Raw genomic sequence first — 17,513 nt, 5'->3', positions numbered from 1 at the left:
GACGGGGACGGCCGTCCCTTAGACTCCGTCCGGCCGTCGGTGCGGACGACGGTGACCGGGCAAAGGAGAGCAGTGTCGAGCCAGACAAGCGCGCGACCCGTCTCCGCTGCCGCGTCCGACGGGCTGGTCGAGCGTCGGCTGGTCACCCTCGCCCTGGTCATCGGCGGTGCGGGCCTGGTGGCAGCTGCGACGCTCAGGCCGGAGGTCGCGATGCTCGCTCTGCTCGCTGCCGGTTACCTCCTGCTCCTGGCGCTCTTCGGTCGGGAGCGGACCGCGGTGCTCACCCTGACCGCAGCCTTCGCCACGGCTCCCATGGCGAAGGGTCTCGCCTCGGCTCCGGACTCGCCCTGGACACCGACGGACATGCTCCTCGCGCTCGGCATCCTGCTCCTGGTCCCCACCCTGCTCACCAGGGCGGTGCGGCTGCCCGGGACCTATCTCCTCGGCGTAGCAGCCATCTTCGTGACTGGATGGCTCGCGACCGCAGTCTCGCCGGATCCACTGGCGAGCGCACTCGAGTTCATCCAGTGGCTCATGCTGATCGTGGGGCTCGTGTGCGTGGTGGCTCTGTGGCAACCGACGGCGCTGGTCGTCAGCCTTCTGCTCGGCAGCTATGTCGCCGGCCACCTGGTGAGTGTGGTGGTCGCGTTCGCCGAAGGCCCGCTGGAGGGCGGGAACCGCTATGTCGGGCTCACCCACCACCCGAACGCTCTGGCCGAAGCCGGGTTGATGGCGGTGGCCGCTCTCCTCTATCTCTTCTACCTGCGGCGCGAGCTGTGGTACCGGCTGATCGTGCTTGGAAGCGCCGCGCTGTGCGTCCAGTCAGTGCTGATGAGCGGCAGCCGAGCGGCACTGCTGGTGATCGCCGGGCTGGTCGTGATGATCCCGCTCGTGGAGCGCTCGGTGTTCAAGGGCTTCATCCTGGCCCTGGGCGGAGCGCTTCTGATCTGCGCGTTGCCCGTGGTGATTGCGGCAAGCAGCGACGGCTCCGCACTCGACCGGCTCGCCGGCACCCAGGACGCCGAGGGCTCGGACCGGATTCGCCGCGAAGCGACGGAGAAGGGGCTGGACGCGTTCCAGGCCAGCCCGTTCATCGGAAGCGGGTTCGCCGACGTCATCGAAGTGCACAACGTCGTCGTCGCAGTCGCGATGGCCACCGGCCTGATCGGCCTCATCGGGTTCTTCTTCGTCCTCTTCAGCCTCACCCGGCCGCTCTTCACCCACCACCCATTGCGGCGGCTCGCCTACCCGGCCTGGGCCTACGTCGGCCTGATGGCCGCCGTGCCCGTCCTCGACAACAGGACCCTGTGGCTACCGGTCAGCCTCAGCGCCGCCTGCTGGGCAGCGTCCCGCCCGCCGGAACGTGTGCAGGTGCCCGAGGAGGCTGCGGTTCAGGCCACGGCGTCGACGTCGCGGGAGGGCGTGTAGGACTGCGACGCCAGCTGGCGCACCCGCGTCGGCCGCAGCGTGGCGAACGCCAGCGCCTCCGGGAAGGTCATCGGCTTGCGAAGACCGAAGGTGATCAGGACGGTCGACAGCAGGATCATGAAGTCGGTCCGGATCCGGTAGCCGCCCTCCATCACCAGGCGGGAGTACGCGCACTCGAGCTGCAGCCGCTGCTGATCTGTCAGCGCGGTGCGACCGACGAGCTGGGGCAGGCCGGTCAGCCCCGCCGGCGACTCCCAACGATCGTCGATGGCGCCGTGCGCCTCCACCAACGCGTCACGCACGTCGTCGGTCAGCGGTCGCGCGCCGACGATGCTCATGTGTCCCTGCAGGACGTGGAGGAACTGCGGGATCTCGTTGATGCCCAGACGGTCGAGCACGCGACCGACCGGCGTGTAGAGAGGGGAGTCCGGCAGGGTGTTCAAGAACAGGTCCGACGCGTCGTGGTCCTTGATCGTGTGGGCGTCGGGCACCATCACCCGCAGCTTCAGCATCTCGATCGCCCGGCCGGGGCCGACCCAGCGTTGCGAGCGGTAGAAGATGGGCCGCCCGGACAGCAGCAGGACGGCCAGGGCCGCAAGGAGCACCACGGGGACCCAAACAACGGCCGCCAGGGTGATCACGACGACGTCGAACAGGCGCTTGCGCACAACGATCAGCCTCCTCATGTCCCCCCAGCGACCTTCCTGGCTGCCCGAGTCGAGCGGAATGGAGCGTTCCGCGAATCCCTCAACGAGCGAGTTGGCGAGGGGATACGAAAGTTGAGGGAAATTCCACGCCCGTTCCTCGTGGGCCCGGATTTACCGACCGGCCTGCAGCAACAGAGCCTCGAACCGGTCAGCGCAGCGGTCGAGGGCGAACTCCTCCTCGGCGAGGTCTCGGGCCGCCTCGCCGAGCTCCGCGCGCATCTCGTCATCCCCCAGCACGTCGGCGACCCACGTCGCGGCGGCCGACAGGGACTCGTCGACGGGCGGCAGCACCGCCCCTCCGGCTCGCGTGATCAGGGCCGAGGCGAGGTTCTCCGATGGCATCAGGCCGAGGACCGGCCTGCCGGCGCAGAGATAGGAGAGGGTCTTGGACGGCACGGAGAACGCGCCGGCGGCCTGCTCGAGGAGCACCACCAGGACGTCTCCGGTGCCGAGCACCTCGGGCAGCCGCTCGTAGGGCTGGAAGGGCAGCAGGGTGATCGGGACATCCAGCCGGTCGGCCTCGGCGCGGAGCACCGCGACAGCGGGCCCGTCGTTGACGACCACCAGCCGCACCCGGCTGCCGTGGTCGATCACGGAGCGTGCCAGCCGTACGAGCAGCGCTGGGTTGTGCTTGAGCCCGAGGGTGCCGGAGTAGAGGATCGTCTTCTCGTCGTCCAGCTCGTGCTCGGTGGCCCAGTCGTTCTTACGTGCGGTGGGCACGATCTCGTCGAGCGGCGCCCAGTTCGGGATCACAGTGACCTTCTCCGAGGTGCCCCACGCTTCGTGGACAGGGACGAACGACGGCGCGATCACGACGATGGCTGCCGCGTGGCGGGAGCACCACCGCTCCGCGACCTCGAAGATGGCGGCGACTGACCGGAAGCCGCGTCCCAGCTTCTCGCCGGCGAAGGAACGCACGGCCACTGCGTAGACGTCCTGGTGCCACAGCACCCAGGGCTTTCGAAGCAGAGCCATCAGGAAGGCGAAGACGACGAGGGTCGGAATCTGTGCGTTGGAGACCATGGTGATGTCGGCGCGCACCCGGCGGACCTCGCTGGTCAGCGCGAAGCCACGGACGACCTCGCGCCACAGCCGACTGGCGAAGCGGAGGTTGTCGATCGGCTTGTCGCCGCCGATTCCCTCGAAGGTGATGGTCTCCCCAGGTGCCGGCTCGAGTCGGCCCTTGCCCGACACGTAGCCCGCTGCGTAGGAGTGGGTGACGGCATGACCACGACGGGCCAGCTCCCGGCTCAGCTCGGCCTGGAACGGGTGTCCGCTGTGGTCGTGCACCAAGATGCGCACGCGGTAGACCTCAGCCCTGGGCGCGCTTGACCTGGTCGTACACCCAGGCGTAGGTCTTCGCGAGCCCGTCCGCCAGGGTCACGGAGGGCTCCCAGTCGAAGACCTCCTTGATCCGGGTGTTGTCGGAGTTGCGGCCGCGCACGCCCTGGGGCGCGTCCAGCTTGTACTTCCGCTCACACCGGATGCCAGCGATCTCCTCCACGATGGTGTACAGCTGGTTGATCGAGACCAGCTCGGCGGAGCCCAGGTTGATCGGCTCCTCGAGGTCGCTGGCGAGGATCATCTGCGAGCCCTTGAGGCAGTCGTCGACGTACATGAAGCTGCGGGTCTGCTCACCGTCGCCCCAGATCTCGACCTCGTGGTTGCCGGTGATGACAGCCTCGGCGATCTTGCGGCACACGGCCGCGGGCGCCTTCTCCCGGCCGCCGGTCCAGGTGCCCTCCGGGCCGTAGACGTTGTGGTACCGCGCGACGCGGGTGACCATGCCGAAGTCCTCGGCGAAGTGGCGGCACATCCGCTCGCTGAAGAGCTTCTCCCAGCCGTAGCCGTCCTCCGGCATCGCCGGGTAGGCGTCGCTCTCCTTCAGCGCGGTGACCGCGGTGTCGGTCTGCTTGTCAGCGGCGTACACGCAGGCCGACGAGGAGTAGAAGTAGCGCTCCACGTCGTGCTTCTGCGCGGCCTGCAGCATGTGGGTGCTGGTGAGCACGGACAGCATGCACAGGGCCTTGTTGTTCTCGATGAAGCCCATGCCGCCCATGTCGGCGGCGAGCATGTAGACCTCCCGCGCACCGGCCGTGGCGGCCTCGGCGCTGTCGAGCAGCGCCAGGTCCGCGCGCTGGTTCTGCGCGCCGTCGTGGACCTGGTACCACTCGTCGTACGGCTTGACGTCGACAGCGCGGACCGTCTTGCCCTGCGCGAGGAGATCGGCGACGAGATGGCCCCCGATGAAGCCTCCTCCGCCGGCGACCAGTACGTCGACGGGGCTCGAGTTCATGTGCGTCTCCTCTAAATCAGTGCATGCCGAGATCAGTGCACGCGCAGCCATTCGCCCCCCAGCGACACCATTCTCAACGACCCTTCCGCGGTCGCGTCACGGGCCCCCTGTGGACGACACCTACACTCGCCGCGTGGACACCGCTCTCGTTACCGGCGTCGGTGGGCAGGACGGCATCTACCTGGCGCATTCCCTGCTCCGTGACGGGAAGCGAGTCGTGGGGACTGTCACGCCCGAGAGTGCCGGGTCGCTCCGCGTGGCCACGTACCTCCAGGGAGTCGAGGTCGTGCCGCTCGATGTACGCGACGCCCCCGCGCTCCGCACTCTGGTGGAGCAGGTGGAGCCGACCGAGGTCTACAACCTCGCTGCGGTCAGCTCGGTCGGCCGCAGCTGGCAACAGCCGGAGCTCACGATCGCGGTCAACCAGACCGCCGTCGAGGTGCTCGTCGACGCAGTGCTGGCGACCCGGGACCGGACCGGGCGGGACGTGCGCTTCTTCCAGGCGTCGACGGCCGAGGTGTCCGGTACGGCAGCGGAGAGTCCCTACGCGCGAGCGAAGGCTGCGGCAGAGGACGTGGTGCGCACCGCCCGGGAGCAGTCGGGTCTGCATGCCTGCTACGCCCGGCTCCACATCCACGAGAGTCCTGTGCGGACCGTGGCGTTCGTGACCCGCAAGATCACCCGCGGTGTGGCCGAGATCGCGCTCGGGCAGAGCGACCGGTTGGTGCTCGGCACGCTCGATGTGGTCCGGGACTGGGGATTCGCCGGTGACTACGTCGAGGCGATCCGGCTGATGACGGCGGCGGACGACCCGGTCGACCTGCCTATCGGCACCGGTCGGCCCCACAGCCTGCTCGAGCTCGTGGAGTGTGCCTTCGCAGCGGCCGGTCTCGGTAGAGCCGGAACCTACGTCGAGCAGGATCCGTCGCTCGTCCGGCCCGCGGACACCGCCGTACTGGTGGCCGACCCGGAGCCCGCCCTGCGTGCGATCGGCTGGCGCGCGCAGATGCGGTTGAAGGAGCTGGTCGGCCAGATGGTGGCCGTCGACATGGCCCGGCTCCGCTCGGGTGTCGCGGAGTCGGTCGACTACCTGTTCCCGCGCTCGGCGGACTGAGTCAGTCCGCGCCGCACGACCTCGGCCGTACGACGCCAGGTGAACGCCCCTGCGTACCGTCGGCCGGCCGAGCGCTGCTCCGGCGTGAGTGCGATCGCGGCGCGGTAGGCCTCGGCGAGATCGGCGGCCGAGGTCGAGGCCGCGGTGACCGCATGGCCGCCGGTCACCTCCGCCAGTGCCCGGTCGTCGGACACCACGACCGGGATCCCGAGCCGGAGTGCCTCCGCGGCGGGCAGCCCGAAGCCCTCGAAGTCGGAAGGGAAGATCACCAGCCCGGCGCCGCTGAACCACTGGCGGAACGACTCGTCGTCGAGCCACGGCATGAGCTCGACGCGCCTGCCGATGCCGAGGTCGCGCACCTGAGCCTCGGCGGCCGCGCGGTCGGCGTTCCCCATCCCGACGAGCCGCAGGAGCCAGCGTTGGTCGGTCGCGCAGAACGCGGCCCAGCCCGCGATCACGGCGTCGGCGTTCTTGTTCGCGAAGTGCCCGAAGGCCAGTGCATAGGGAGGATCGGCGGCCTCCGGGTCCGGCCACGCCTGCGCATGGTCGGAGCCGAGCACGGCCGCCGCCCCCTTGTGGGCGACGCGCGGGTGCCGTCGTCGCAGATCGTCGAGGGTCCTCTCGGAGATCGTGAAGATCCCGTCGGCCTGACGCATGCTCCAGCCCCAGGACACCCGACGCGCCAGCCGAGACCTTCTCGAGAACTGGTGTGGCCGGAGCTCGTGGCGCAGGTCGTAGAGGATGATCCCGCGCGGGCAGCCGGCGCCGAGGAGACCGCTGGCCGGGACGCCGGACAACAGTGCGTCGGCACCGGCGGCGCGGGCCCCGCGTCGTACCCCCACGGTGCGCAGCCAGAGTGCGCCCGCCTTGCCCGCCATCGGCGGCTGCAGGACCACCACCTCCACGCCGGTGGGGGGTTCGAAGGCCAGGCCGTCCCGGCCGGCCAGAACCGTGATCCGGTCGTCCGGTGCCAGCTCGGTCCAACCGCGAAGCAGGTGCTCGACCACGATCGCCGAGCTGCCGGCCTGCACGGCAACGGCGTCCACCACCAGATGCATGAGGCGCGACGATACTGTGACTCCGTGACTAAACGGGCACTCATCACCGGCATCACCGGCCAGGACGGCTCGTACCTCGCGGAACTGCTGCTCAGCAAGGGCTACGAGGTGCATGGACTGGTTCGCCGATCGTCGACCCTGAACCGCAGCCGGATCGACCACCTGCACGGTGACAACGATCTGCACCTGCACTACGGCGACCTGACCGACGGGGTCAGCCTGGGGAACCAGATCCGCGACATCGCACCGCACGAGGTGTACAACCTGGGCGCGCAGAGCCACGTGAAGGTCTCGTTCGAGCTGCCGGAGTACACCGCGTCGACCGACGCGGTCGGCACCCTTCGGCTGCTCGAGGCGATCCGCGCAGCCAGGATCGACTGCCGGTTCTACCAGGCGTCCACCTCGGAGATGTTCGGCGCGACACCTCCGCCGCAGAGGGAGGACACGGTGTTCTACCCACGCTCTCCCTACGGCGCAGCCAAGCTCTACTCCCACTGGGTGACGATCAACTACCGCGAGGCCTACGACCTGTTCGCGGTCTCCGGGATCCTGTTCAACCACGAGTCACCTCGCCGAGGTGAGAGCTTCGTGACGCGCAAGATCACCCTCGGTGTCGCGTCCATCAAGCTGGGGATCACCGACCACCTCGACCTCGGCAACCTCGATGCGGTCCGCGACTGGGGCTACGCGCCCGAGTACGTCGAGGGCATGTGGCGGATGCTCCAGCACGACGAGCCGCAGGACTACGTCCTGGCGACCGGTGTCGGCACCACGGTGCGTGAGTTCTGCGAGTACGCGTTCGGGCACGCGGGCCTCGACTGGGAGGAGCACGTGCGTTACGAGAAGTCCTACGAGCGGCCCACCGAGGTCGACGCCCTGATCGGCGACGCGTCGAAGGCGCAGGAGGTCCTCGGCTGGAAGGCCTCGACCCACGCCAAGGCGCTGGCGGAGCTGATGGTCGACGCCGACATCGCCGAGCTGGGACGGCTGGTCCAGCACAAGCGGGAACTCGCCGGGCACGCGAAGGACTAGCATCCGCTCGTGATCGGTATCGGTGCTGCGGCGACTGCCGCCAGACGTCACGCGCGATGGTTCGTGCGCGACCTTTTCCCCAACCGCCCGGTGGTCCGGGAGGTCCAGGGCGTCCGAATGGTGCTTCCGTGGTCGCACCGGCTTCCTGACTACGCTCCCGACGGCTCGCCGTACGGCCAGAACCTGGTACGACTCGCCGCGCTCCTGGCGGAGTCGGCCCCGCCGCTGACCGTGCTCGACGTCGGCGCCAACGTCGGCGACTCGGCCCTGCAGATCCTCCACGCCGCGGACGGCCAGGTCCTGTGCGTGGAGGCCGACAAGGCCTACCTGGACTTCCTCCGCCGCAACGTCGGGGACGATCCGCGCATCACCGTGGTCGAGGGGCTGCTGGTCGTCGACGACGACGCGAGCGCTGGCTCGACCGCGGTGCGCACCGGCGGCACGACCCGGTTCGTCGAGGGCGGGGGATCCGACGCCATGCCGACCGTGTCGGCCGCCGCGTTGCGCGCGCGGTACCCGTCGTACGACGACCTCCGGCTCGTGAAGTCCGACACCGACGGCTACGACGTGGACCTGGTGCCCGCGATCGCGGAGGCGTGGTCGGATCGCCGTCCGGTCCTGTTCCTCGAGTACGACCCGCACCTGACTCGACTGGCGGGCTCGGACCCGCTCGGCCTCTGGCCCCGACTGACCGCGCTGGGCTACCACCACGTCGCGGTGTGGGACAACGGCGGCGAGCCGCTGGGGCAGACGACCACGGCGCAGATCGCCGACCAGGCCAAGGCGCTGGACGCACTCCGCCCGCGCCGCCGCAAGCGGGTCTACTGGGACGTGGCCGTCGTCCACGCCGACGACGCCGCCGGCCGGCAGGCCATCGAGGCGCTGGTGCCGGAGGCGCTTCCGGTCTGACGCTGCGCGTCAACCGGTCCGGAGGAAGCCTCGCGAGACCTCGCGCACCACCGCGCGCCCGGCGTCGTTCGTATGGCACCCGTCGTCGGTGAGCTCGTCCCGGAGCAGCCCGGTCTCGCCGGCCAGTGCCGGTGTCAGATCCAGGATGTCGACCCTCGGCGCCGAGTGGTTGGCTGCTTCCTCGACGAGCCGCCTCCGCAGCGCGTCGTGGGCAGCGAGCCGCTCCTCAGGCGTGCCGATCACCGGGAACGCGCTGTGGTCCAGGGCGTCCACCGCGGGTGGGACAGGAACCACGACCACCGCCCGGGTGCCGCCGAGGTCGCGAACCAGTGCGGCCACGCGGTCCACGTAGGCCGTGACGAAGTCGAGGTGCTCGCCCCGTCGAAGCCTCGGCGCGAGGTGGCAGCGGATGTCGATCTCGCCGAACACGAACAGGTAGCTGACGTCCCGGGCCCGCTCGATGCGTCCGGCGAGGCGAGCGAACCTCCGCACGTAGGGCAGCAGGCCGTCGCGCGCCATGGAGAACATGAGACGTGGACCGAGGTGCCAGACCCACCTCCCCTCCCCGACGGGGGCCAGCGTGGGGAAGGGGAAGCGCGACGTGTTGAGCAGGACGGAATGCGAGTCCCCGATCCAGAGCTCCTCGACTCCTCCGCGCTGCAGAGCGCGAAGGAGTCGGGCCATGCCGATGACGGCGAGTACGCCCTCGCGCATGCGATAGGCGCGAATCCGGAGACGAACCAGCATGCTCAGCCGGTCCTGCTGACCACGCTCGCGAGGGCCTCCGCGATCTTGGTCCGGCCCGCGTGGTCGAAGTGCTCGATGGCGTTCTGGCTGTCCTCGAACTCGTCCTCGGCGATGTCGATCTCCAGAAGTGGCGGCAGGGACGGACCCCCGGCGCTCAAGGCTGCCTGAACCTTCGACAGGTTGTCCCGGACGTGCGACTCGAACTCGCCGGGGAAGTGCAGCTCGCCCCGCTGGAGCGGCGGCTTGCTCCAGAACCCGACCGTGGGGACGCCGTAGTCCTCCACCTGCCGGCCGAACTGCTGGATCAGCGGGAGACCCGGATTGTCCGGCAGGACGCGCTCACCATGGAAGTAGTCGAACCGGAGACGCTCCAGCTCCTCGGGCCACGGCGGCGCTCCCATGCCGTCCAACCGGCGGCGGAAGTAGTCGATGGTGTGGTCGCCCGACCAGCGACTCGTCACCGGAAGCGCGTAGAACGCTGATCGTTCCGCGTCGGTGTGGGAGGAGCCGCCGCGACCGACATACCGGATCGGTCGGCCGGCTCCCTTGACCGTGGCCAGCGCTCGCAGGGAGCGGGGGTATCCCACGACGGGGTGGCGCAGGACGTGGGTGGCGGTGTTGAGCCGCACGGCCATGGAGAACACCACCGCCGACGGGCGCCTGTCGAGCGTGCCCAGGATGCGCAGCGCCTCGCCGTAGATGGCAGCGCCGTAGCCGGGTCCCTGGACGGTCACGACGTTGCCACCGATGCGGTCGGCCAGCATCGTGGGGATCATGGTGCGGTCGGTGTCCCGCGGAGACCAGCAGAGCATCGAGCTGTCGCCCAGCAGCAGGACATCCACGTCCTCCGAGACCAGGCGTCGACGCGCTCTCTCGAGCTGACGGAGGGGATGATCGATCAAGCGATCGCGGGCGACCCGAACCCGCGTCAGCTGCTGCTGGACCCGCATCGACCCCCGGGCTCGGTGCAAGGCGGAACTCAGGACCACGGCACGCAGTGTGGCACAAGCGCGTGGACAGGCGGGATCGACTTCGCGACGTTCGTCGCTTCTGCGAGGATCATCACCGTGACGGACGGGTTGACGGCGCAGGAACCGGGAAGTCCGACGTCCGCCGGACGACGACTCGGACTGGTCACCGTCGACCAGGTGCTCTCCGGTGTGGTCAACGTCGCCGCGCTCGTATGGGTCGCTCATGCGACCTCGCCGATCGCGTTCGGCGAGTTCAGCCTCGTGATGATGGTCTTCATGGTGGCGCAGGTCGCGTTCCGCAGCCTGGTCTCGACGACCGTGCTGGTCCACCCCGAGGACGCGGACCACCGCGCGCGCAGCGTGCTCGGGTCGGCCGCGCTGCTGAGCTCCGCTGCCGGGTTGGTGTGCATCGTCGCGGCGCTGGGCCTGCGCGCCGTCGGCAGCGGGCTGGGTGTCCCGCTCCTCGTCCTGGGACTCGCGCTGCCGCTGCTCCTGATGCAGGACGTGGGGCGGTACCTCGCGATCGCGCGGCACCGTCCGTCGTACGCGGTCGCGCTCGACCTGGTCTGGATGGCCGGGCTCGCGGTCGGGTTCCCGGTCCTCCAGATGCTCGGGTCAGCGACCCTCGGCTGGCTGGTGGCGGTGTGGGCGGCATCCGGCGCCGTCGCCGGTCTGGTGGTCCTCGTGCAGTACGGGATGCCCGCCCGGGACGGGCTGCGCTGGGTCCGGGACCGCTGGGACTTCTCCTGGCGCTCGATGGTCAGCGGCCTGACCGCCAGCGCCACCGTCCTGGTGACCTCCTCCCTGATGGCGCTGTTCAGCAGCCCCGTCGCCGTTGCCGCGTTCCGCGCGGCCACCTTGCTGGCCTCGCCGAGCACCGCGGTGCAGATGGCGGTCTCGACGTCCGCGGCGACGGACATCGCCCGTGAGCGCGACGATCTGGCGGCGGTGACACGACACATGCGGCGTGCGATCGCGATCGCCGCCGCGATCGGCGTGGCCAACCTGATCGTGCTGGTGTTCCTCCCCGACGTGATCGGTCGGATGCTTCTGGGCGAAGCCTGGACGATCGTGGAGCCGTTCATGCTGGCGGTGAGCCTGCGGATCGTGCTGATGTCCGCACAGGCCGGCATCCGCGCGTCTCTCATCGGTCGCCACCGCATCCAGCTGGCGATGGTGACCGACATCGTCAGCATGGTGCTGGTGGGACTGACGATGGTGGCCGGGGCCGCCCTCGGCGACGTCGCCGGCGCGCTGTGGGGGATGGCCGCCGGGACCGGGGTCTCCACCCTGTGCTGGTACGTCGCGCTGTGGTGGGACGGTCGCGAGCCGCGAGAGGACGCTGCGCCGGTCGCGGGTCAGATGCCGGTGCGGCGGAACAAGTAGAACTGGTCGTGCAGGTCGATCAGCTCACGCAGCTCGTCGGACTGGTGGATCGGCCGGGTGTCGACGAGCTCGTAGCCCCGGTCCAGCACGTCCTGGCGGAACGGCAGCATGCTGCCGTCCAGCTCGGTGCTGCGCAGCTCGTCGGGCGTGTTCGGGACGATCAGGAGCCAGGGGATCTGGCGCTCGGCGATACGGTCCAGCCACCAGCGGATGGCGTCGATCGAGCACTCTGAGAAGCTGTGGATGTTGACCGCCACGTCGTAGCGCTCTCCCAGCTCCTCATGGCGGTCCAGGCGGATCACCCGGACGGACTCGGGGACCTGGCGGAACCGCGTGTAGTACTCGCACAGGAACGTCGACGTGGCCACGCCGTCGATGCAGTCGTAGGCGGCCAGGTTCGGCAGCCCCGCAGACATGCGGTGGGCAAGACGGCCATAGCCGGCGCCGATGTCGAGGACCCGCAGCTCGTCGATCGACGTCAGCCCCATCTGGTCGTCGAGGTAGTTGATCTCGTTGATGCTGTCGAGCAGGTCGCGACTGACCGACGGCCGGTCCCCGAACTCGAAGGTCCAGGCACCGAACAGGCCGTCCTCCTCCAGCTTCTCGGCGAGGCGGAGGTCGTCGCGTTCCAGAACGTCGAGCATGGCGAGGTACATCCGCAGGCGGGTGGCCCTGCCGAGCTGGCGGATCTGCCAGACGTAGGCGTTGTCGCCGCGGAACCAGGACATCGCGAGGTTCTTGCGGAGGAACGAGGGCCGCCATTGCGTGTGGGCCGCCGCTGGGATGGCGAGCGCGTCGTAGGCCGCCTCGAGCTCGACGAGTCGAGGGTTGTCCCGACGCAGGAAGTCCTCCGCGCCTGCCGGCAGCGGGACGGAGTCGTTGTGGTTCACCGCGATGTAGCGACGACTCTCCTCGTCGAGGCGGCTGACCATGATGCCGGCGCGTGCGGCGCCCGCCTTCGTCTGACGGCGGAGCCAGGTCGACATCGACTCGCGGTAGGGGAGCTTGCTTCGGGTGATCCGTCCGTCGGTCCGTGGGGAAGGCACGGTCGGCAACTGTAGCCTGACCCCCGCCACCTCGTGGTGGAATGTCCGGCGACGGCGACGACCGTCGGTGCCCGTTGTCGAGGAGGCTGCTTGTTCACCACCCCCGTGGTCCTAGTCGCGTTCAACCGGCCGGACCTGACCCGTCGGACGCTCGACGCGATCCGCCTCGTTCGGCCGCAGCAGCTGTTCCTCGTGGTGGATGGGCCTCGGCCGGATCGCCCGGCGGACGCCGAGCGGTGCGAGGCGACCCGCGCGGTCCTCGAGGAGATCGACTGGCCGTGCACGGTGCACCGACGGGTCGCCGAGCAGAACATCGGCCTCGAGGCGAACGTCGAGTTGGGGCTGGACTGGGTCTTCTCCCAGGTGGGCGAGGCGATCGTGCTGGAGGACGACTGCGTGGCGGATCCCTCGTTCTTCACGTTCGCGGCCGAGCTCCTCGACCGCTACCGCGACGATCAGCGGATCTGGCAGATCTCGGGCAGCAGCTTCGGGGTCCCGCGCAAGTTCTTCGGTGACCACAGCTACGCCTTCACTGCCTGGGCGAGCGTCTGGGGCTGGGCGACGTGGGCGGACCGGTGGCAGCAGCATCGCGCCGTCTTCACCCGCGACCACGCAGGCCGTGCCCCTGGCGACGCCGGTGCGCCTCCGGTGCGAACCCGGCCGGCACGCCAGCAGCGCGGGCTGCTGGTCACCCGGTCCGGCCAGCGTCACTTCGCCGAGGCCGCCGTCTCGTCCGACGTCGTCACCCACGGTTGGGACAAGCACTGGTGGCTGACGATGCTGAGCGTGGGCGCCCTGGCGGTCTCGCCCGCGGTGAACATGGTGCAGAACGTCGGTTGGGGGCCCGACGCGACGCACGGGGTGGCCGCCGGACGCCGCGATCACCCCGCGGGCGCGATGGAGGCTCCAGTTCGGCACCCCCCGCAGGTGACCCTCAACGTCGAGGTGGAGCGAGAGCTCGAGCTGGCGCTCAGTCGGGTGGGTGGTCGAACCGCCAGGCTGGCGCGGCGGCTGGTGAAGTCGCAGAGGCTGCGCGACATCGCCCGGTCGACGGCGAACAGCAGGGCGGCGGTGGGCGTCGCACGTACGGCGTCGCGCCTGGTGGACAGGGGGACCCGTGCCTGAGTCGTCACTCAGCACCCCCCTCGTGCTGATCACGTTCAACCGGCCGGAGGTGACCCGGCGAACGGTGGAGGTGATCCGGCAGACCAGGCCGGCCCGACTGTTCCTGCTGGCCGATGGCCCGCGGTCCACGCACCCCTCCGATGAGAGGCTCTGCGCGGAGGTGCGCGACATCCTGACGACCGAGCCGTGGCCCGGTCAGGTCCAGACCCGGTTCGCCGAGCGGAACCTGGGCCTGGAGGCGAACGTCGAGCTGGGGCTCGACTGGGTGTTCAGCCAGGTGGACCGGGCCATCGTCCTGGAGGACGACTGCGTCCCCGAGCCCACCTTCTTCGACTTCTGCACCGAGCTGCTGGACCGCTACGCCGAGGAGCGCCGCGTGTGGCAGATCGCCGGGGACAGCAAGAGCGTCCCTCGGCGGATGTTCGACGGCGACAGCTACGGCTTCAGCTCGTGGGCGAGCGTGTGGGGCTGGGCGACCTGGGCCGACCGGTGGCACGCCCACCGGGCCACGTTCCCCCGCGACCACGCCGGCGCAGAGGACCGGGTCGGGCAGCAGCCGCGCACCGCAGCGGCGGTACGCCCGGCGCCGATGCTCCCGCACCCGGACTCGCTCGCGACCGAGGCGGCGCTCCGGCACTTCACCGAGGTTGCCCAGGAGGAGAACGGCGACCTGCGCGGCTGGGACCACCACTGGTGGGTGACCATCATGGCCGAGCGCGGGGTGGCGGCCACGCCGGCGTACAACCTGGTGCAGAACGACGGGTACGGGCCCGACGCGACGCACACCACGGCGGCGAAGGACCCGGTGCCGTCGGAGCCCATGCCGTTCCCGCTCGTGCACCCCGAGCGGGTGGAGCTCAACCGGGCGGTCTCGGCCGAGCTCGAGCTCGACCTGCTGCGCACCGACGGCCGGCTCTCGCGCTGGGCACGCAGGCTGATCCGTCCGCTCTGGCTGCGGGCAGCGATCCGATCGGTCATCACCTTCCGACCCGTGTGGTGGGTGGTCCGTCGGCTGGTCGCGAGGTGACGGTGTGACCCTTCCTTCCTGGCTGCGTCCGTGGTGGCGCTTCTTCAAGCGCATCCACCGACTGCTGTCTCGCGCGAGCGGGTACCCCTACCGCGCGGTCTCGCCGCTCCTCGGTGCGCGGGGGGTGCCCCGCACCGCCACCGCCACGGCGTCCGAGACCTCCGCCCGGGAGCCCGAGGCGGTCACGCTCCATCCCGGAGCTCCCGCACTGGAGCTGGAGCGGACGTCCACCGACGGGGACCCGGCCGGACACCGGGTCTTCGACGAGGCTCGCTCCGTCACGGTGCCGGCGACCTTCCTGCTGGACATCCGCGGCGGGAGGCTCAGCGGCGACTACGGAGCCGCGATCACCCCCGCCGGCGTGCTCGACCACGAGACCAGCACCTACTTCGGTGTCGAGGACTGGCGGGAGCACCCGATCTTCCTTCGACCCAGCCTCGGCGATATCGAGCACGTGCCGGGGACGGTGCTGAGCCTCACCACCCGAGGGACGTCGACGAATTACTACCACTTCCTGTACGACGCGATCGGTCGGCTGCTCTCGGTGGAGCAGTGCCTGCCGGGAGTCCAGCCCGACGCGGTCGTGGTGTCCCACGCGACCCGCTACCAGCGCGAGCTCCTCGAGCTGGCGGGGGTGACCGCGCGGCTCATCCAGCCGCAGCGGGGCCGCACCGTCTCTGCGGACCGACTGCTCGTGCCGAGCAACCCCAATGCCGCCCTTCAGGCACCCCCTGCGGTGGTCACGTGGTTGCGGGAGCGGCTGCCTGCCCGCAACGTCCCCGACCTGCCGCGCCGGCTCTACCTCACCCGCGGAGCCCTGCCCCGGACCCGTCGGTACGTGGAGGAGGCCGAGCTGTGGCCGCACCTCGAGCAGCGCGGCTTCCTCAGGCTCGACCCTGGCAGCTTGACGGTCCAGGAGCAGATCGACGTGTTCGCCCAGGCGGAGGTGATCGTCGCGCCGCACGGTGCCGCGCTCACGAACGTGACCTTCAGCCCGCCGGGCGTGCGCGTCCTGGAGATGTTCGCCGCGACCTACGTGCACCTCGGCCTGTGGTCGATCTGCCAGGCACTCGGCGCGGAGTACCGCTACCTGGTGGCCGACCACCACGGTCGTCCCGGTCGCGCCAACGCGGGCGTCCTCGACGACGTGTCGGTGCCGGTGCCGCGGGTGCTGGAGGCGCTGGACGAGCTGCTCGGCTGACCACCCCAGGCTGCTCGGTCAGGCCTGGCGGCGGCCGGTCTTGTCGCCCGCGCGGGTCGGTCCCGCGATCGGCTGGCGACCGGCGGGCCCGGTCTCCTCGTAGTAGTAGTAGTAATAGGAGCCGACGGCGCGCTTCGCGACCATGTTGACCACGACGCCGTAGAGCCGCGCGCCGACCTGGTTGAGCCGCTTGATCGCCTCGTTGACCTGGTCCTTGGTGGTCCTGCCGTGGCGGACGACGATGATCACTCCGTCCGCGAGCTTCGCCAGGACCGATGCGTCCGCGACCGGCAGCAGCGGCGGTGCGTCGATGATCACCATGTCGTAGGACGACCGCAGCCGCCGGATGAGGTCCTGGGTGATCTTGGACTGGAGGATCTCGGTCGGGTTGGGCGGCTTGGCGCCGCTCGCGAGGACGTGGAGTCCGCTGGCCTCGTGCACCTGGATGGCGTCGTGGATCTCGGTCTTTCCGACGAGCGCGGTGGTGAGGCCGATCGCCGGGTCCAGGCCGAGCGTGCTGGCGACCCGGGGGCGGCGGAGATCGGCGTCGATGATCAGGGTGTTGCGACCGGTCTGGGCCAGGGCCAGCGCGAGGTTGGTGGAGGTCATCGTCTTGCCCTCGCCGGGGACGGCGCTGGTGATCACGAGCGAGCGTGGCTGGTGGTCGAGGTCGATGAACTGCAGGTTCGTGCGCAGCAGGCGGAACGCCTCGGTCCGCGCGGCGAAGCCCCCGAGGTCGGTGAGCAGGGGCGCGGTGCGGATGTCGTGGTCGAAGCCGATGCTGGCGAGCACGGGGGCGTCGGTGAGCTCGGCGACGTGGTCCGCCGTACGGATCGTGCGGTCGAGGAGGTCGCGGGTGACCGCGAGCGCGATCCCGACGAGCAGGCCGATCAGGACCGCGACGGTGAGGTTCAGCGCGACGTTGGGACTGACCTGGGAACGGTTGAGGCTGGCCTCGTCGGTGACCTGTGCGATCAGCTGCGACTCGCTGCCGGCGCGCGGGGTCTCGAGGTCGGCTATGTACTTCGTGAACTGCGCGGTGGTGACCTCGGCGATCGTCCGGGCCTCCTGCGGGTCGTCGGCGGTGACCCGGAGCTCGATCAGGGACGTGCTCTCGGTGACCTCGGCGGAGATGCGGGAGGCGAGCTGTTCGGCCGTCATGTCGAGGTCGAGCTGGTCGATCACCCGCTGGGCGAGCTCCGTGCTCCCGGCGAGGTCGGCGTACGAGCTCGCGCGGTTGGACGCGAAGAGAGACGCTGCGTAGGCGTCGGTGGTGTTGCGCACGTCGACGGTCAGGAACACCCGGGACTGCGACGCGTACTGCGGGGTCTGGGTGAAGGTCAGTGCGCTCGCGACTCCCACGGTGATCGTGACGAGGAGGACGATGCTCAGCCAGCGACGTCGCAGCACCACGAGAAACTGCTTGAAGTCCAAGACCCAACCCTTGCTGTGCGGAAGTGTGCGAC

At 70.0% G+C, this 17,513-nt stretch carries 16 protein-coding genes; 8 read left to right on the top strand and 8 right to left on the bottom strand.

Annotated features, from left to right (window positions below):
- Nucleotides 1-72: 72 nt before the first annotated feature.
- Entirely contained in the window at nt 73-1,428 is a 1,356-nt protein-coding gene (locus E7Z54_RS10400; RefSeq protein ID WP_136433454.1) for an O-antigen ligase family protein, read from the top strand.
- On the opposite strand, the gene E7Z54_RS10395 is transcribed toward E7Z54_RS10400, so the two are convergent.
- From E7Z54_RS10395 to E7Z54_RS10385, 3 genes are all read right to left on the bottom strand, one after another.
- On the bottom strand, nt 1,392-2,114 hold the full coding sequence (locus tag E7Z54_RS10395; RefSeq protein WP_136433452.1) for a sugar transferase: 723 nt from the start codon (nt 2,112-2,114) through the stop codon (nt 1,392-1,394). The genes E7Z54_RS10400 and E7Z54_RS10395 overlap by 37 nt on opposite strands.
- 132 nt (nt 2,115-2,246) lie before the next feature.
- Nucleotides 2,247-3,437, bottom strand: coding sequence for a glycosyltransferase family 4 protein (locus E7Z54_RS10390; RefSeq protein WP_136433451.1), 1,191 nt, complete (start codon nt 3,435-3,437; stop codon nt 2,247-2,249).
- A gap of 10 nt (nt 3,438-3,447) precedes the next feature.
- Nucleotides 3,448-4,431: an NAD-dependent epimerase/dehydratase family protein gene (locus tag E7Z54_RS10385; protein ID WP_136433449.1), complete on the bottom strand. Its 984-nt coding sequence runs from the start codon at nt 4,429-4,431 to the stop codon at nt 3,448-3,450.
- A gap of 133 nt (nt 4,432-4,564) precedes the next feature.
- Here E7Z54_RS10385 and E7Z54_RS10380 point away from each other — a divergent pair, with 133 nt between their 5' ends.
- Nucleotides 4,565-5,545, top strand: coding sequence for a GDP-mannose 4,6-dehydratase (locus tag E7Z54_RS10380; protein WP_168798266.1), 981 nt, complete (start codon nt 4,565-4,567; stop codon nt 5,543-5,545).
- Here E7Z54_RS10380 and E7Z54_RS10375 read toward each other — a convergent pair.
- On the bottom strand, nt 5,518-6,603 hold the full coding sequence (locus tag E7Z54_RS10375) for a glycosyltransferase (protein WP_136433445.1): 1,086 nt from the start codon (nt 6,601-6,603) through the stop codon (nt 5,518-5,520). The genes E7Z54_RS10380 and E7Z54_RS10375 overlap by 28 nt on opposite strands.
- A 24-nt stretch (nt 6,604-6,627) precedes the next feature.
- Here E7Z54_RS10375 and gmd point away from each other — a divergent pair, with 24 nt between their 5' ends.
- Nucleotides 6,628-7,635 (top strand): GDP-mannose 4,6-dehydratase, encoded by a 1,008-nt coding sequence (gene gmd, locus E7Z54_RS10370; RefSeq protein WP_136433443.1) that lies wholly within the window; start codon nt 6,628-6,630, stop codon nt 7,633-7,635.
- A gap of 9 nt (nt 7,636-7,644) precedes the next feature.
- Entirely contained in the window at nt 7,645-8,544 is a 900-nt protein-coding gene (locus E7Z54_RS10365) for an FkbM family methyltransferase (protein WP_136433441.1), read from the top strand.
- Nucleotides 8,545-8,553: 9 nt separating this feature from the next.
- Here E7Z54_RS10365 and E7Z54_RS10360 read toward each other — a convergent pair whose 3' ends face one another.
- On the bottom strand, nt 8,554-9,291 hold the full coding sequence (locus E7Z54_RS10360; protein WP_136433439.1) for a hypothetical protein: 738 nt from the start codon (nt 9,289-9,291) through the stop codon (nt 8,554-8,556).
- 2 nt (nt 9,292-9,293) lie between these two features.
- The gene (locus tag E7Z54_RS10355; RefSeq protein ID WP_136433437.1) at nt 9,294-10,280 is read right to left on the bottom strand and encodes a hypothetical protein; all 987 of its coding nucleotides are present in this window, start codon (nt 10,278-10,280) and stop codon (nt 9,294-9,296) included.
- A gap of 78 nt (nt 10,281-10,358) precedes the next feature.
- On the opposite strand from E7Z54_RS10355, the gene E7Z54_RS10350 reads away from it, so the two are divergent.
- Nucleotides 10,359-11,648, top strand: a complete 1,290-nt coding sequence (locus E7Z54_RS10350) for a hypothetical protein (protein WP_136433435.1) — start codon at nt 10,359-10,361, stop codon at nt 11,646-11,648.
- On the opposite strand, the gene E7Z54_RS10345 is transcribed toward E7Z54_RS10350, so the two are convergent.
- Nucleotides 11,621-12,694, bottom strand: a complete 1,074-nt coding sequence (locus E7Z54_RS10345; protein WP_136433433.1) for a hypothetical protein — start codon at nt 12,692-12,694, stop codon at nt 11,621-11,623. The genes E7Z54_RS10350 and E7Z54_RS10345 overlap by 28 nt on opposite strands.
- A gap of 90 nt (nt 12,695-12,784) precedes the next feature.
- On the opposite strand from E7Z54_RS10345, the gene E7Z54_RS10340 reads away from it, so the two are divergent.
- The 3 genes from E7Z54_RS10340 to E7Z54_RS10330 are packed head-to-tail and all read left to right on the top strand — an operon-like array spanning nt 12,785 to nt 16,047.
- Complete coding sequence (locus tag E7Z54_RS10340; protein ID WP_136433431.1) at nt 12,785-13,819, top strand: glycosyltransferase family 2 protein; 1,035 nt, start codon at nt 12,785-12,787, stop codon at nt 13,817-13,819.
- Nucleotides 13,812-14,846 carry a glycosyltransferase family 2 protein gene (locus tag E7Z54_RS10335; protein WP_136433429.1) on the top strand — a complete coding sequence of 345 codons (1,035 nt, stop codon included), beginning with the start codon at nt 13,812-13,814 and terminating at the stop codon, nt 14,844-14,846. The genes E7Z54_RS10340 and E7Z54_RS10335 overlap by 8 nt, the downstream gene beginning before the upstream one ends.
- 4 nt (nt 14,847-14,850) lie before the next feature.
- Nucleotides 14,851-16,047: a glycosyltransferase family 61 protein gene (locus E7Z54_RS10330; RefSeq protein ID WP_136433427.1), complete on the top strand. Its 1,197-nt coding sequence runs from the start codon at nt 14,851-14,853 to the stop codon at nt 16,045-16,047.
- 18 nt (nt 16,048-16,065) lie between these two features.
- On the opposite strand, the gene E7Z54_RS10325 is transcribed toward E7Z54_RS10330, so the two are convergent.
- A complete protein-coding gene (locus tag E7Z54_RS10325; protein ID WP_168798265.1) occupies nt 16,066-17,481 on the bottom strand; it encodes a polysaccharide biosynthesis tyrosine autokinase in 1,416 nt (471 codons plus the stop codon).
- Between the last annotated feature and the right edge of the window lie 32 nt (nt 17,482-17,513).

Origin of the sequence: Nocardioides sp. (genome assembly GCF_004803405.1) — a bacterium.
GTDB classification, from domain to species: Bacteria; Actinomycetota; Actinomycetes; order Propionibacteriales; family Nocardioidaceae; genus Nocardioides; species Nocardioides vastitatis.
Note: the sequence above shows the minus strand (reverse complement) of the source record. Positions and strands in the feature narration are given on the sequence as shown.

Coding starts and splice junctions, on each gene's coding strand:
- E7Z54_RS10395 (WP_136433452.1), bottom strand. CDS start 2,114: ATGAGGAGGCTGATCGTTGTGCGCAAGCGCCTGTTCGACGTCGTCGTG.
- E7Z54_RS10385 (WP_136433449.1), bottom strand. CDS start 4,431: ATGAACTCGAGCCCCGTCGACGTACTGGTCGCCGGCGGAGGAGGCTTC.
- E7Z54_RS10375 (WP_136433445.1), bottom strand. CDS start 6,603: ATGCATCTGGTGGTGGACGCCGTTGCCGTGCAGGCCGGCAGCTCGGCG.
- E7Z54_RS10360 (WP_136433439.1), bottom strand. CDS start 9,291: ATGCTGGTTCGTCTCCGGATTCGCGCCTATCGCATGCGCGAGGGCGTA.